We start from the raw sequence: 14,251 nt of genomic DNA on the forward strand, positions 1-14,251 counted from the left end.
TTTGCGCCCGATTCGCGGTCCCCCGCGCAACGCTTCCTTCACCTCCGAGGCCTAAATTCCCTGTTTGTGGGGCGGCTTAGACCAGGGGCGCACCCGCGGCGTGCCCTATACGAGTTTGCGTTTTCATGACCGTTGCCACGTCGCTCATCCCAGGATTGGACGATATCGTCAAACGCGGCGATCCCAGGCGTCGCGGCGAGATCGCGCGCGCCATCGCCGAATTGTTCTTCCAGGATCCCGCCAGACTCCGTCCCGAGCTCATCGATCTCTTCGACGATCTCCTGATCGATCTCGTCCCGCATGCCGAGCTGATGTCGCGGGTCGATCTCGCCGAACGCTTCTCACGCCTGAACAACGCGCCGCGGCATCTGGTGAACCAGTTCGCGCGCGAAAACGAGATCATGGTGGCGGGCCCGGTGCTGCGCCGCTCGCCCGTGCTCGATGACGCCGCCCTCGTCGAGATCGCGCGGCTGAAAGGGCAGGGCCATCTGCTGGCGATGACGGAGCGTCCCGCTTTGTCGGCCGTCATCACCGATGTGCTGGTCGAGCGCGGCGATCGCGATGTGGTGCGTCGCGCTGCCGGCAATGCCGGTGCGGTGTTCTCACCCGGCAGCTATTCCGAGCTGATCAAGCGCGCGGCGCAGGACGGTGTGCTCACGCTGAAGATCGGCCAGCGCACCGATCTCTCCGGCGATCACCTGAAAGAGCTGCTCAACGGCACGCTCGACGTCATCCGCCGTCGCCTGTCCCTCGTCGTGAATCCGGTGCGGCAGGTCGAGATCAAGCGCGCGATGGCGTCGATCGAGGAAGCCACGCTGCCGCCGGGACCGCGGCGCGATTTCTCCGCGGCACAGCGCACGGTGCTCACCTTGCATCGCGATGGTCATCTCGGCGAGAGCGCGCTGCTCGGCTTTGCCAAGGCGCACAAATACGAGGAGTCGATCGCCTCGCTCTCGGCGATGGCCGGCATCAGGCTCTCGATCCTCGACCGCCTGGTCTCGGGCGACCGTTACGATCCGATCCTGATCGTGGGACGCATGCTCAATCTCGGCTGGCCCACGGTGCGTTCGTTGATTCTGCTCTGGTACGGGCCGCATCGCATGCCGGCCGATGCCGACATCGAGTCGGCGCGTATGAACTTCACACGCCTGATGCCGTCGACGGCCGAGCGTGTCGTGAAGTTCTGGCGCAATCGCCAGACGATCTGAGATTCCCTTGCCGGTCATTCCGGGTTCGCGCTTCGCGCGCCCCGGAACGACGATCATTTCCGCCTGAACCGCAGATACGTCGTCTTGCGGCCTTCGCGCGTGGCCTTACGGCCGTAGCGCGTCATGGTGTAGCCGTCCCAGGGTTGACGGAAATCGTCGGCGCGCTCCGCAAGCCATTTGAAATCCGGCGAACGCGCCAGATGCGACAGCGTCCAGGCGCAATAATCGTCGATGTCGCAGACGAAACGGAATTCGCCGGCCGGCTTGAGCACGCGCGCCATCGCGGCGATCGTCCTGTCCTGGACGAAGCGCCGCTTCCAATGCCGCCGCTTCGGCCAGGGATCGGGATGGATCAGGTCGATCCGCGACAGCGAGGCCGGCGGCAGCCATGCCAGCAGCTCGGCGGCATCGCCCGCGAACAGCCGAATATTGGCGATGTTGGCGGCCTCGATCTGCGCGAGGATCTTTGCCATGCCGTTGACATAGGGCTCGCAGCCGATGAAGCCGGTGGTGGCGAAGTTCTGCGCTTCCGCGGCGAGATGCTCGCCGCCGCCGAAACCGATCTCGAGCCGCACATCATCCGCCGCGGGATCGAAGATCTCGCGGGCATCAGCCGGCTTCTCATCCTCGATGTCGAGCGCGAGATGCGGCAGCAGATGATCGATCAGCTCGGCCTGGTGCTGCCTGAGCTTGTGGCCCTTGCGGCGCCCGAAGAAGGCGCGCTCGCTGTCGTCGCGCTCGGGATCTGATTTGCGCTCGCTCATCGCAGCGTCTGGTACAGGCGATAGAGCAGCCGCGCGCGCGGTGCGAGCGACGAGACATAGAGCTGCTCATAATGGGTGTGCGCGCCCTTGCCGTCGACGCCGAGCCCGTCGAGCGTGCCGGTATAAGGAGCGGTGAAATTGCCGTCGGAGCCGCCACCGGTGTAGGTGTCGATCAGCTCGAAGCCGATCTCCGAGGCGAGCGTCTTGGCGTGCTCGTACAGCGAGGCGCCCGCATTGCCCTTCTCGTAGGGCGGACGGTTGAGCTCTCCGGTGACCGTGATGGTGACGCCGTCCGTCCTCGATTTCAGTCCGAGAATCCTGCCGACGAATTCGTCCGCATCCTTGAAGCTCGGCACGCGCAGATCGATTTCGGCATAGGCTTCTTCCGGCGTCACGTTGGGACGCGTGCCGCCGCGCACCACGCCGACATTGACAGTGACGCCGCGCGCCAGATCGTTCATCCCCTCCAGCGTCTGGATGACGTTGGCCAGCTCGCGAACGGCGCTGCGACCGTCTTCGGGTCGCGAGCCGGCATGCGCGGGCACGCCCTTGATGAAGACCTGGAAGCGTCCGACACCTTTGCGTCCGGTGACGATCTTGCCGCCGTCGCGTGCCGGCTCCGTCACCAGCACGTATTTGGCCTTGCGCCCTTCCTTCTCGATCAGCGCACGCGAGGTGGGGCTGCCGATCTCCTCGTCGGAGGTGAACATGTGGGTGATGCCGAGCGGCGAGCGATTGCCGTCGGCGCAGAGCGCGTGAAATGCGTGATGGGCGATATAGGCGCCGCCCTTCATGTCGTAGATGCCGGGACCGAACGCGCTGTCGCCTTCGATCTTGAACGGCAGCCGCTCGATGAAGCCGAGAGGATGAACGGTATCGAGGTGACTCAGCACCAGGATGCCCGGCTGCTCCTGGCCCCAGGTCGAGCGGACCAGCAGATGATCGCCGCAGCCGTCGACGCCGTCGACGCGTTCGAGCGTGACGGGTAGATCGCGATACTGATCCGCGACCAGCGACACCAACTTGTTGACTTGTTCAGGGGCCTCTGTCGGCGTCTCGATCTCCACCCAGCGCCGGATGCCGTCGAGAATAGTTTGGGTATCGAACCAGTTTGAGTTCGCCATGGACGCATCTATGCCTTTGAACCACATCATCTGAGTCGGCGCGCACCAAGACGCGGCCGCAAATGACGACATAGGCCAGATTTAACGCAGTCTCAAATCGGATTGAGAGGTGGCGTCAGCGTTTGTCGGGACCTTCGCGGGCGGCGATCTGCTCGACGAGATCGACGATCGAGCGGCGCATCTTCGAATCAGTGATTCGCGTGAACGCCTTGGTCAAAGCGAGACCCTCGGAGGTCGCGAGGAAGTCCGAGACATAAGAAGGCGAAGCGCCTTCGGCGAAGCCATCGGTCCCGGCCACGCCGCTCGGCCCGCCCTCGAACAGGAACGACACCGGCACCTGCAGAATCTCGGCGATCTGCTGGATACGGCTCGCGCCGACGCGATTCGTGCCCTTCTCGTACTTCTGAATCTGCTGGAAAGTCAGGCCCAAAGCTTCACCGAGCTTCTCCTGGCTCATGCCCAACATGATGCGGCGCATGCGCACGCGGCTGCCGACATATTTGTCAACAGGGTTGGGCGCTTTCGACATTTCCTCAGCCTCCAAACACCACCTTCAGCGCAATCGACCGGAATGCCTCAGGTGCCAGCAACGTAAAAATCAAACCCCGTTATTGGGAAACATTGCGGAGAAATTTAGCAACGCCCACTGTCTTTCGCAGCGGGTGCAGAATGAGGAACCCGCGTGCAATCTGTCAACCGTGGGACTACGGTTGTCAAAGGATTCCGCCGCCTCGACCGAAAACCGCTAGCGACTGCGTGATCAGGGGTGCCGTTTGGCAACACGTCGGCGGACCGCGAGAAACACAGCCAGCGCGACGAGCATGGCTGCAGGCGCGTCGCCGACCCGCGCATAGACAGTCGGCGGGATCGCTGCAGGCAGGCTTGCATCCAAAATGCCTTCGACCCCGAGACCAAGGCTGGCAGTGGTGCGTCCCACCGGATCGATCACTGCGGAGATGCCGGTATTGGCGGAGCGGACCAGCGGTAATCCGAGCTCGATCGCGCGCATCCGCGCCTGCTCGAGATGCTGGTAGGGGCCCGTCGAAATACCGAACCAACCGTCATTGGTGAGGTTCACGATCCAGCCTGGACGCTCGTTGCGTCCGGCAACCTCGCCGGGAAAGATCGCCTCATAGCAGATCAACGGCAGTGCGCTTGGTGCGCCCGGCACGGTCAGTGCGTGCCGTACGGTTCCGGCAATGAAGCCGCCGCGCACGCGCGTCAACTGCTCGAAGCCGAGCTTCTCCATCAGGTCCTGATACGGAAGAAATTCGCCAAACGGGACCAAATGCAGCTTGTCGTACACAGCGAGCACGCTGCCCTCGTGATCGATCACGTAGATCGAATTATAGGCGCGCGTGATCGGCGTTCCCCGCGGCAGATCGGGCGCACGGACCGAGCCCGTGATCAGCACCGTGCCCTTCGGCAGCAACTCGGCGATCTGCGCCATCGCGTCTGCTTCGCGGGTGAGGAAGAACGGAAACGCGGATTCCGGCCAGATCAGGATGGTGGCATCGCTCACGCCGGTCGATTGCGGCCCGGAGGCGCGGTCCGACAGCGCGAGGTATTTCTTCATCACCTCCGCCTTTGCGGAGTAATTGAACTTGGCGTCCTGCTGCAGGTCCGGCTGCATCAGGCGCAGCTTTGTGCCGGCGACCATCGTGGTCGGATGCAGCGACAGGCGGATCGCGCCGAAGATGGCCATGACGATCAGGAGCGCGAGCGCGGCGGCCGGCGCGCGCCATGCCGGGCGGCGATCAGGCGTGCGGTCGATCAGCGTGGCGGGGCTCGCGAAGATCGCGATGCTGAGGAACGTCATGCCCCACAGGCCGATCAGCGACGCCGTCTGCGCCAGCGGCAGAGGCTCGGACAGCGCATAGCCGAACGCGTTCCAGGGAAAGCCGGTCAGCGCGTGACCGCGCAGCCATTCGGCGATGGTGAGGCTCGCGGCGAGCGCGAGGATGCGGGTGGCGTTCTTGGTCCAGAGCAGGCGGGCCAACGCAAAGCCCATTGCCGTGAAGATGGAGAGATAGGCCGGCAGGCCCAGCACGGCGAACGGCGTCAGCCAGGCGAAGATGTCGGCGTCGACGAAGAAGGCGTAGCCGATCCAGTAGAGGCCCGGGACGAAATAGCCGAGGCCGAACCAGTAGCCGGTCAGCGCCGCGGCGGGGACGCCGCCATAGCGGCCGGCGCCGGCGCCGTCGATCAGCCAGACCATCACGGGCAGGGTGATGAACAGCACCGGAAAGATGTTGAACGGCGCCAGCGCCAGCACCGACAGTGCGCCGCATGCCATTGCCAGGAGCGCGCGCTTCCAGCCCCAGGTGAGGATGATGCCGAGCGCAATCTGCTTAAATCGTTGGAACAAACTCACTGCGGGCCGGTCCCGTCGCTTGGCGGCGGGGTCGGTGTGTCACTCGACGGCGGCTGACCGCTCTCCGGCGTAGCCTCGCGGCGGCGGCTCTCGCGCTGGGTGCGCGGCGCAGGCCGCTCCTTCCGCGTCGAGATGCGCAGCCGCTTGACGCGGCGCGGATCGGCATCGAGCACCTCGACCTCGTAATGGCCGGGGCCCGAGATCACCTCGCCGCGCACCGGCAGGCGGCCGACGAAGCTGACGAGATAGCCGCCGAGTGTCTCCACTTCCTCGCCGGCCTCGCCGGTAACGAAGTCCGCGCCGATCACGGTGCGGACGTCGTCGAGGCTGGCACGGGCGTCGGCGATGAAGGCGTTGTCGGGCAGTCGCACGATCGAGGGCGGCTCGTCGCTGTCATGCTCGTCGTCGATCTCGCCGACGATCTGCTCGACGATGTCCTCGAGCGAAACCAGGCCGTCGCTGCCGCCATATTCATCGACGACCAGCGCCAGATGAATCCGTGTCGCCTGCATCTGCGCGAGCAGATCGATCGCCCGCATCGACGGCGGCACATAGAGCAGCTTGCGGATGATGCGCGCGTCCTGCAGCGGCAGCGCGAGGTCCACGGCCTTCAGATCGAGCCCGGCCGGCAGCGGCTTCTTGCGCTTGGTCTTGGTGGCCTCCGACACGCGCGCCCGCGCGGTCATGAAGGCGAGCAGATCGCGGATGTGGACGATGCCGACGGGATCATCGAGCGTCTCGTTGTAGACGACGAGCCGGGAATGACCGGCGCTCTCGAAGCGGTCCATCAACTCGCCGAGCGGGATGTCGCGCTTCACCGCGATGATGTCGGCGCGATGCACCATGACGTCGGCGATGCGGCGCTCGTGCAGGCCGAGGATGTTGCGCAGCATGGTGCGCTCGACCGCGGAGAAGCCGGTGTCGTCGGGCGTGGACGCGTCGAGTACGACCTGGAGATCGTCGCGCACCGAGCCGGCCTTCCAGCCGAACAGCGTGCGGATCGCGCGCAGCAGCCAGCCTTCGGCGGTCGGACGCAGCACCTCGCCGGGCGTCACCACGGCCGGCAGATTGGCCGTGTTCCGCGGATTGTCGTGAATAGGTTCTGAATCCGGCATCTCAGTGCGTCCCCGCGCGGTCGGCATAGGGATCGGGAATGCCGAGATGGGCCAGGATCTGCGTTTCCAGCGCTTCCATCTCTTCCGCGTCGTCGTCGTTCTCGTGATCGTAGCCGATCAAATGCAGGAAACCATGCACCGCGAGATGGCTCAAATGATGATCGAACGGCTTGTGTTCCTCGTCCGCCTCGCGCCGCATGGTCTCGTAGGCGATTGCGATGTCGCCGAGCATGCGCGGCGCATCGCCTTCCTTCCATTCGCCCTCCGGCTGGAGCGCGGGAAACGACAGCACATTGGTCGGCTTGTCGATGCCGCGCCAATTGCTGTTGAGGGTGCGGATGCCGGCATCATCGGTCAGCATCACAGCCACTTCTGCGTCGGCGACGTCTTCGTCGACACTCTCGGCGGCGGCGGCGACCGCGCGCTGGATCACGGTTTCGGAATCGGGTTCGCGCTGCCAGCATTCGGCAACGACGAGGACCTCGGTCATGGGAAGGTTCGGATGTGACATTCTGTTTGTCGGGAACGATAGGGCGCCGCGTCTGCGCCCCCATGGTCCGCCTGTTGTCTCGTCAGGATTTACCGGTGGCCGGCCGCTGCGGCGACCCTTCATAGGCGGCGACGATCCGCGCCACGAGCTCGTGGCGGATCACGTCCTCGGCTTTGAAATGAACTTGCGCAATGCCTTCGACGCCATCGAGCAGACGCGTCGCCTCGGCAAGACCCGAGGTCTGGCCGTTCGGCAAATCGATCTGCGAGGGATCGCCCGTCACGATCATGCGGCTGTTCTCGCCGAGACGTGTCAGGAACATCTTCATCTGCATCGAGGTGGTGTTCTGCGCCTCGTCCAGGATGATGGCGGCATTGGTCAGCGTGCGGCCGCGCATGAAGGCGAGTGGCGCGATCTCGATCTCGCCGGTCTGCAGCGCGCGCTCGACGATGCGCGCGTCCATGAGGTCATAGAGCGCGTCGTAGATCGGACGCAGGTACGGATCGACCTTCTCGCGGAGATCGCCGGGCAGGAAGCCGAGCCGCTCGCCGGCTTCGACCGCCGGACGCGACAGGATGATCTTGTCGACCTCCTTGCGCTCGAACAGTTGCGCGGCATGCGCAACCGCGAGCCAAGTCTTGCCGGTGCCCGCCGGGCCGATGCCGAACACCAGCTCGTGGCGCTTCAGCGCGCGGATGTAGGAATCCTGCGCAGCCGTGCGCGCGCGCACCGGACGCTTGCGCAAGTTGATGGTGTCGAAGTTGGATTTGGCCGATTTGGCGTCGAACTCGAACAGCGAGCCCTGCGCGATCACGGCGCGGATGGCGCCTTCGACCTCGCCCTGGTCGAGATCCTGCCCCTTCACGGCCTGCGCGTAGAGCATCTCGAGGACGCGGCGCGCAGCGTCGCAGCCGTCGCGCGTGCCGCCGATGGTGATGTGGTTGCCCTTGGAATCGACGACGACGCCGAGCCGCCGCTCGATCTGCGCCAGGTGCTGGCCGTAGGGGCCGACCAGGGCGGAAGCGGCGCGATTGTCGTCGAAGTCGATGACGACCTGGGTCTCGGGTGGAACTTGCATGTCGCGATCAAATTTGCGGCTGGGAGCGATGGAAGACGAATCCGATGCGCTTTTTGGCAAGGGTTCAGGCTCCGATGGCTTGCGATAAAGCGGGCTCGCGCGCATTGCGCGGCGTCACGAGCTCGCCGAGGAAGCTGTAGCGCTCGAGGCTGTCGATCCGCACAGGCAGGATCTGTCCGATGATATCGGGCGAGGCCATCACATGCGCAGGCTGGAGGAAGGCGGTGCGGCCGACGATCTGGCCGTCCTTGCGCGCCGGACGTTCGAACAGCACATCGACCGTTGAGCCAATCGCAGCCTTGTTGAAGGCCGATTGCTGGCTGTCGATCAATTCCTGGAGCCGCTCCAATCGCTGGTCCATCTCGGCGGGGGACACCGTCTCCTGCATATCCGCGGCCGGCGTTCCCGGCCGGGCGGAGTATTTGAACGAATATGCCGCAGCGTAACCGATTTGCGTGACAAGCGCGAGGGTGGCGAGAAAATCTTGCGCGCTCTCGCCGGGGAAGCCGACGATAAAATCTGATGAAAAAGCAATGTCTTGGCGTGCGGAGCGGAAACGGTCGATGACACGCCGATAATCATCGGCGGTATGTTTCCGGTTCATGGCGGCCAGAATCCGGTCCGAGCCCGACTGCACCGGCAGATGCACGAACGGCATAAGGGCACCGAGATCGCGATGGGCTGCAATCAAACTGTCATCGACGTCGCGGGGATGGCTGGTCGAATAGCGCAGCCGCGCGATGCCGGGAATCGTCGCCAGATGCTCGAGCAGCCGGCCGAGCGGCCAGGTTTTTCCGTCCGGTCCCTCGCCGTGATAGCCGTTGACGTTCTGCCCGATCAGCGTGAGCTCGCGCACGCCGTTCTCAGTGAGCCGCTTCACGTCGTCGACGATCTTCGCGACGGGGCGCGAGACTTCGGCGCCGCGCGTATAGGGCACGACGCAGAAGGTGCAGAACTTGTCGCAGCCTTCCTGCACCGTGACGAACGCGGAAATGCCGCGCGCGCGGATCGCATCGGGTTTCGGCTGGGCCAGGAAGCCGAACTTGTCCGCCGCGGGAAATTCGGTCTCGATCGCGCGGCCCTCGTCGCGTGCGCGCTTCAGAAGCTCGGGAAGGTGATGATAGCTCTGCGGGCCGACCACGACGTCAACGACGGGCGCGCGGCGCGTGATCTCTCCACCTTCAGCCTGCGCCACACAGCCCGCGACCGCGATCTGCATCGCCCGGCCCTCACGTGCGGCCTCGTCCTTGGCGACGCGCAGACGGCCGAGCTCGGAATAGACTTTCTCGGAGGCCTTCTCGCGGATGTGGCAGGTGTTGAGGATGACGAGGTCGGCGTCCTCGGCGTTATCAGTCTCCACGAATCCTTCCGGAGCCAGCGTGTCCACCATGCGCTGGGCATCGTAGACATTCATCTGGCAGCCATATGATTTGATGTGCAGCTTGCGCGGCGGCGTCATGGAACCCGGAATTGAGGTGGAGGACGGCCCTCAGATATAGGCTGGAGGGCCGAAAATCCAGCGATTGGGGCCCAAAAGGGTCGTTCCGGGGCGCAACGCAGCCGAGAGTTGCGGAATCGCGAGATTTTGCGCCGGATTCAGCCCGTAAGGGCCTCCGCGGCGACCCGCCGGACCAGATCCGGTAGTTGATGCATATCGCCGAAGGTCAGGTCGGCGCCGGCCTGGCGGAGGGTCTCGGCATGGCCGGCCCCGCAATGGCTGCCACCGTAAAAGCCGAACACTTTCATCCCGGCCGCCCGCGCGCCGGCAATGCCGGCCAGGCTGTCCTCGATCACGACGCAGCGCTCGGGCGCGACGCCCATTTCCCTGGCCGCAAACAGGAACAGGTCCGGTGCGGGCTTGCCGTTCGTCACCTGCGAGGACGAGAAGATGTTCGGCGCGAGGCGCTCATAGAGGCCGGTGCTCCCCAAGCTCACGCGCATGCGCGGATGCGAACCGCTCGAGGCAACGCAGACACGTTGCGTCACGACGTCGAGCACGTCGTGGATGCCGCGGATGGCTTCGAGATCGGCTTCGAATGCGCGAAACAGTTCGTCCTGCAGATCGCCGTGATAGGCCTCGGGCAGCTTGCGACCGAGTTCGGTTTCGATCTCGAGATTGGCCTGCTTGGTCGAACGGCCGAGGAAGCGCTCGGACACCTGCGCCGAGGTGATCGGATAGCCGTGCCGCGTCAGCACGTCCGCATGCGCGCGACAGGAGATCACCTCGCTGTCCACGAGCACGCCGTCGCAATCGAAGATGATGAGATCGATGGGCACTAAACTAACTTAAGACGTCGGCTTGTCGTCGTCGAGCGGGACGCAATAGAGCTCGAGCCGGTGATCGACCAGCTTGTAGCCGAGCTTGCGGGCGATCTCCGCCTGCAGCTTCTCGATCTCTTCGGAGGTGAACTCGATCACCTTGCCGTCGCGCAGATTGATGAGGTGGTCGTGATGGCTGTCGCGCATCGTCTCGTAGCGCGCGCGGCCCTCGCGGAAATCATGGCGTTCGATGATGCCCGCATCCTCGAACAGCTTCACGGTGCGATAGACGGTCGAGATCGAGATCTTGTCGTCGACCGCAACGCAGCGCCGGTACAATTCCTCGACATCGGGATGATCGACCGCTTCCGCCAGCACGCGCGCGATGACGCGGCGCTGCTCGGTCATGCGCATGCCCGTGGCGGCACAGCGCGCCTCGATGCCGGACGCCTTGGATGCGGTGGAAGCTTTGAGTCCAGTCATGTGTTGTCTGCCTGAGGGGGCGCTTTCTGCCACCAATATTACGACAAGTCACGTCGCATCAGAAGGGCGTTCAATTGTTCCCCGTTCGGCTGCTTATAGTAGCGTTCGCGGCGGCCGACCACCACGAATCCGGCCCGTTCGTAGAGCCGCCGCGCCGGCTGGTTATTTTCCTCGACTTCAAGAAATATTGTGCGGACGCCGCGCCCTGCGAGATGGCCGAGATGGGTCATCAGCAGCGTGCGGGAAAGGCCACGGCCGCGATGGGCCCGGTCGACTGCGATCGAGAGGATTTCCGCTTCGTCCGCGCCGATCCGCGACACCGCAAATCCGATCGTCTTGCGGCCGAGGCGCAACCGCTGCACGAGCGTGTTGCTCTCGCTCATCATGCTCTCGAACTCGCCTTCGCCCCAGCCATGCGCGAAGGAAGCGCCGTGCAACTGCGCCAGCCGCAGGGCGTCGCGTGCGGAGGCGGGCTCGACGGCGGCCGTGCCGCCGCGCCACCATTCCGAAAACCATTTCATCATGAGCTTGCGGCTTGTGCTGCGAACGGCGGCAGTGCAGCCGGCTTTGCGTCGGGCGCCTTCAGATAGAATGGCCGCGCCGGTGTCGTCTCGGGATCGGCCGCGGCCCCAAGCCATGCGACCCAGCCGATATCGGGCGCGGGTTGCGTGTCGATCGCGACAGGTTGCGGCCCATCCTTCGGCCAGCGATCGGCGAGGATTTTTGCGGCATTGCCGACCAGATGCGGCGCGCCGAATTGCGAGGCTGCGATGGCGTCGCCGATGGCAGCGACGCTCGGTCGCACCAACTGGCTGCCGTCGCCGGCGACGATCTGGAAATAGACGTGATCGTGCCGCGCATCGATCGCCGAGATGATGGGTGCGGGTCCATTCTGACCGACAATGGCGGCCGCATAGGCCGACAGCGTCGTCAGTCCGACGGCGGGCCGCTTGGCCGCGAGCGCCAGACCGCGGGCTGCCGAGATGCCGACGCGCAAGCCGGTGAAGCTGCCGGGGCCGACCGTGACCGCGATACGGTCAAGCGAGGTGAAAGCGAGATCGGCTGATTGCATCACACGCGCGATCATCGGCATCAAGGCCTCGGCATGGCCGCGCTTCATCAGCACCTGCTCCTGCGCAAGGAGCTCGCCGGCGTCGGTGTCGAGAACGGCGGCCGCGCACGCCTCCAGCGCGGTATCGAGGGCAAGGATCAGCATCGAATCAGCTTAGTCGGTTCCGCCGCGGTCGAACCAGTCCAAGTTTGGTTTCTCGACAGGCGCACGAGCATCCCCGTAATTCTACGTGTGCGGGAACCGGCAGTTTCCTTCGCGCCCTCTTTTTTAAGCAATTGCATCAATTTGCAACCTATGAGTTATCTAAGTATTTGAAATATTTAAATTTTAAGGAAAGATTAGCAATCCTGAGACACCTTTCGAGCGCGGAAGGCGCGTTAGCGACGGCCGGAACGAAACATACGCGCGGTCAAGCCGCGCGTCGTCCGGTGCTTTGGAAAGGTTTCCTTTATGTCTTTTTGGCGAAGCGGTTCTTCGGCTCGCGAAGCTATGGCTCAGGTCAGCGCAATTTCGAAGTCGCAGGCAGTCATCGAATTCAATCTCGACGGCACCATCATCACGGCCAACCAGAATTTCCTGGACGCGGTGGGCTACCGGCTCGACGAGATCGCAGGCAAGCATCACTCCATGTTTGTGACGCCGGAGGAGCGCGGCAGCGCGGCCTATCGCGAATTCTGGGCCCGGCTTGGCCGCGGCGAACATCAATCCGCCGAGTACAAGCGGCTCGGCAAGGGCGGCCGCGAGATCTGGATTCAGGCGTCCTACAATCCGATCATCGACGAGGCCGGCAAGCCGGTGAAGGTCGTCAAGTTCGCGACCGACATCACCGCGCGCAAGATTCGCAGCCTGGAAGATGCCGGAAAGATTTCCGCGATCGGCCGCGCCCAGGCGGTGATCGAGTTCAATCTCGACGGCACCATCATCACCGCCAACGAGAACTTCCTGGCGACGGTGGGCTACCGGCTCGACGAAATCCAGGGTCAGCATCACAGGATGTTCGTGGCCGCAGGCGAACGCGACAGCGCAGCCTATCGCGAATTCTGGGCCAGGCTTGCGCGCGGCGAATTCCAGTCCGGTGAGTACAAGCGCTTCGGCAAAGGCGGGAAGGAGGTCTGGATCCTCGCTTCCTACAATCCGATCCTCGATGAGGCCGGCAAGGCGTTCAAGGTGGTGAAGTTCGCCACCGACGTCAGCGCGCAGAAGCTGTCGAACGCGAATTTCGCCGGCCAGATCGAGGCGATCGGCAAGTCGCAGGCCGTCATCGAGTTCAGCATGGACGGCAAGGTTCTGACCGCCAACGAAAACTTCCTCGGCGCGCTCGGCTACACGCTGGCCGAGATCGTCGGCAAGCATCACAGCATGTTTGTCGGCGCTGAGGAACGTGACAGCGAAGCTTATCGCGCCTTCTGGGCTAGGCTGAATGCCGGTGAATTCCAGTCCGGCGAATATCAGCGCGTCGGCAAGGGCGGGCGGCAGGTCTTCATCCAGGCCTCCTACAATCCGATCCGCGATCTCAACGGCAATCCGTTCAAGGTCGTGAAATACGCGTCCGACACCACCGCGCAGGTGATCGCGCGCAAGCGCAGCGAGAAGGTGCGCGACATGATGGAATCGGTTGCCGCCGGCGCCGAGGAGCTGAGCGCCTCGGTGCGCGAAATCGCCGAAGCCATGACGCGCTCGCGCGAGACGGCATCGACCGCGGTCGACCGGGTCGAGGCGGCGGACCAGCAGGCGCACCGGCTGACGCAGGCGGCGGAGTCGATGAGCATGATCGTTCAGCTCATCGGCAACATCACCGGCCAGATCAATCTGCTGGCGCTGAACGCGACGATCGAGTCGGCGCGCGCCGGCGAGGCCGGTCGCGGCTTTGCGGTGGTGGCGTCGGAAGTGAAGAACCTCGCCAATCAGGCCAAGCAGGCCGCCGACCGGATCGAGCAGGAGATCGGCAATCTGAACGGCATCTCGGTCGACGTCGTCGCCGCGCTGGGTGCGATCAGGGGCGCGATCGAGGGCGTCAGCGAGTACGTGTCGTCAACGGCTGCGGCCGTCGAGGAGCAGAGCACAGTTACCAACGAGATGTCGGCGAGCATGCGCAAGGCCGCGGAAGAGGCCGCGAACATCGGCCAGGCGGCGTAGGGAGATCTCGTAGGACCTCCTACCCGTGGTCAAGGGGTGTTTGTCCTTGATGGTCGAGAGTAGCGCCGTGCTCGCCGCTGTCGAGGACGCTTCGCGCCGGCTGCGCCGGTGCCGATGGCATCCTTGACAGTGTCTGCGCGCGACGCTC

The 14,251-nt window shown here is 64.4% G+C and carries 14 protein-coding genes; 2 read left to right on the forward strand and 12 right to left on the reverse strand.

Translation table 11 applies throughout. The features are described from left to right. Positions 1–125: 125 nt before the first annotated feature. Positions 126–1,208: a DUF2336 domain-containing protein gene (locus VGR99_RS30675; protein WP_326903683.1), complete on the forward strand. Its 1,083-nt coding sequence runs from the start codon at positions 126–128 to the stop codon at positions 1,206–1,208. A gap of 53 nt (positions 1,209–1,261) precedes the next feature. On the opposite strand, the gene trmB is transcribed toward VGR99_RS30675, so the two are convergent. The 12 genes from trmB to tsaB all read right to left on the reverse strand — a co-directional run bounded on the left by trmB (position 1,262) and on the right by tsaB (position 12,111). Continuing rightward, positions 1,262–1,972, reverse strand: coding sequence for a tRNA (guanosine(46)-N7)-methyltransferase TrmB (gene trmB / locus VGR99_RS30680; RefSeq protein ID WP_326903684.1), 711 nt, complete (start codon positions 1,970–1,972; stop codon positions 1,262–1,264). Then, positions 1,969–3,126, reverse strand: coding sequence for a M20 family metallopeptidase (locus VGR99_RS30685; protein WP_326903685.1), 1,158 nt, complete (start codon positions 3,124–3,126; stop codon positions 1,969–1,971). Before VGR99_RS30685 ends, trmB begins: the two co-directional genes overlap by 4 nt. 85 nt (positions 3,127–3,211) lie before the next feature. After that, positions 3,212–3,625 carry a helix-turn-helix domain-containing protein gene (locus VGR99_RS30690; RefSeq protein WP_151645627.1) on the reverse strand — a complete coding sequence of 138 codons (414 nt, stop codon included), beginning with the start codon at positions 3,623–3,625 and terminating at the stop codon, positions 3,212–3,214. A gap of 231 nt (positions 3,626–3,856) precedes the next feature. Beyond that, positions 3,857–5,470: an apolipoprotein N-acyltransferase gene (gene lnt, locus VGR99_RS30695; protein WP_326903686.1), complete on the reverse strand. Its 1,614-nt coding sequence runs from the start codon at positions 5,468–5,470 to the stop codon at positions 3,857–3,859. Beyond that, on the reverse strand, positions 5,467–6,585 hold the full coding sequence (locus VGR99_RS30700) for a hemolysin family protein (protein ID WP_326903687.1): 1,119 nt from the start codon (positions 6,583–6,585) through the stop codon (positions 5,467–5,469). Before VGR99_RS30700 ends, lnt begins: the two co-directional genes overlap by 4 nt. A 1-nt stretch (position 6,586) precedes the next feature. After that, positions 6,587–7,075, reverse strand: coding sequence for an rRNA maturation RNase YbeY (gene ybeY, locus VGR99_RS30705; protein ID WP_414645202.1), 489 nt, complete (start codon positions 7,073–7,075; stop codon positions 6,587–6,589). Between the two features lie 82 nt (positions 7,076–7,157). Continuing rightward, positions 7,158–8,153, reverse strand: a complete 996-nt coding sequence (locus VGR99_RS30710; protein ID WP_326903689.1) for a PhoH family protein — start codon at positions 8,151–8,153, stop codon at positions 7,158–7,160. Positions 8,154–8,217: 64 nt separating this feature from the next. Beyond that, positions 8,218–9,612: a tRNA (N6-isopentenyl adenosine(37)-C2)-methylthiotransferase MiaB gene (gene miaB, locus VGR99_RS30715; RefSeq protein ID WP_326903690.1), complete on the reverse strand. Its 1,395-nt coding sequence runs from the start codon at positions 9,610–9,612 to the stop codon at positions 8,218–8,220. Positions 9,613–9,749: 137 nt separating this feature from the next. Further along, positions 9,750–10,430, reverse strand: a complete 681-nt coding sequence (locus VGR99_RS30720) for an HAD family hydrolase (RefSeq protein ID WP_326903691.1) — start codon at positions 10,428–10,430, stop codon at positions 9,750–9,752. Positions 10,431–10,439: 9 nt separating this feature from the next. Then, positions 10,440–10,895, reverse strand: a complete 456-nt coding sequence (locus VGR99_RS30725; RefSeq protein ID WP_326903692.1) for a Fur family transcriptional regulator — start codon at positions 10,893–10,895, stop codon at positions 10,440–10,442. 38 nt (positions 10,896–10,933) lie between these two features. Next, complete coding sequence (gene rimI, locus VGR99_RS30730; RefSeq protein ID WP_326903693.1) at positions 10,934–11,419, reverse strand: ribosomal protein S18-alanine N-acetyltransferase; 486 nt, start codon at positions 11,417–11,419, stop codon at positions 10,934–10,936. After that, positions 11,416–12,111 carry a tRNA (adenosine(37)-N6)-threonylcarbamoyltransferase complex dimerization subunit type 1 TsaB gene (tsaB, locus tag VGR99_RS30735; RefSeq protein ID WP_326903694.1) on the reverse strand — a complete coding sequence of 232 codons (696 nt, stop codon included), beginning with the start codon at positions 12,109–12,111 and terminating at the stop codon, positions 11,416–11,418. Before tsaB ends, rimI begins: the two co-directional genes overlap by 4 nt. Before the next feature lie 345 nt (positions 12,112–12,456). Here tsaB and VGR99_RS30740 point away from each other — a divergent pair, with 345 nt between their 5' ends. Beyond that, positions 12,457–14,103, forward strand: coding sequence for a methyl-accepting chemotaxis protein (locus tag VGR99_RS30740; RefSeq protein ID WP_326903695.1), 1,647 nt, complete (start codon positions 12,457–12,459; stop codon positions 14,101–14,103). Positions 14,104–14,251: the final 148 nt, after the last annotated feature.

The organism is Bradyrhizobium sp., from assembly GCF_035935975.1.
Classification (GTDB): domain Bacteria; phylum Pseudomonadota; class Alphaproteobacteria; order Rhizobiales; family Xanthobacteraceae; genus Bradyrhizobium.

Excerpts from the sequence above, each read along its gene's own strand:
- VGR99_RS30675 (WP_326903683.1), top strand. The coding sequence starts at position 126 with ATGACCGTTGCCACGTCGCTCATCCCAGGATTGGACGATATCGTCAAA.
- trmB (WP_326903684.1), bottom strand. The coding sequence starts at position 1,972 with ATGAGCGAGCGCAAATCAGATCCCGAGCGCGACGACAGCGAGCGCGCC.
- VGR99_RS30685 (WP_326903685.1), bottom strand. The coding sequence starts at position 3,126 with ATGATGTGGTTCAAAGGCATAGATGCGTCCATGGCGAACTCAAACTGG.
- VGR99_RS30690 (WP_151645627.1), bottom strand. The coding sequence starts at position 3,625 with ATGTCGAAAGCGCCCAACCCTGTTGACAAATATGTCGGCAGCCGCGTG.
- VGR99_RS30700 (WP_326903687.1), bottom strand. The coding sequence starts at position 6,585 with ATGCCGGATTCAGAACCTATTCACGACAATCCGCGGAACACGGCCAAT.
- ybeY (WP_414645202.1), bottom strand. The coding sequence starts at position 7,075 with ATGACCGAGGTCCTCGTCGTTGCCGAATGCTGGCAGCGCGAACCCGAT.
- VGR99_RS30710 (WP_326903689.1), bottom strand. The coding sequence starts at position 8,153 with ATGCAAGTTCCACCCGAGACCCAGGTCGTCATCGACTTCGACGACAAT.
- miaB (WP_326903690.1), bottom strand. The coding sequence starts at position 9,612 with ATGACGCCGCCGCGCAAGCTGCACATCAAATCATATGGCTGCCAGATG.
- VGR99_RS30725 (WP_326903692.1), bottom strand. The coding sequence starts at position 10,895 with ATGACTGGACTCAAAGCTTCCACCGCATCCAAGGCGTCCGGCATCGAG.
- rimI (WP_326903693.1), bottom strand. The coding sequence starts at position 11,419 with ATGATGAAATGGTTTTCGGAATGGTGGCGCGGCGGCACGGCCGCCGTC.
- tsaB (WP_326903694.1), bottom strand. The coding sequence starts at position 12,111 with ATGCTGATCCTTGCCCTCGATACCGCGCTGGAGGCGTGCGCGGCCGCC.
- VGR99_RS30740 (WP_326903695.1), top strand. The coding sequence starts at position 12,457 with ATGGCTCAGGTCAGCGCAATTTCGAAGTCGCAGGCAGTCATCGAATTC.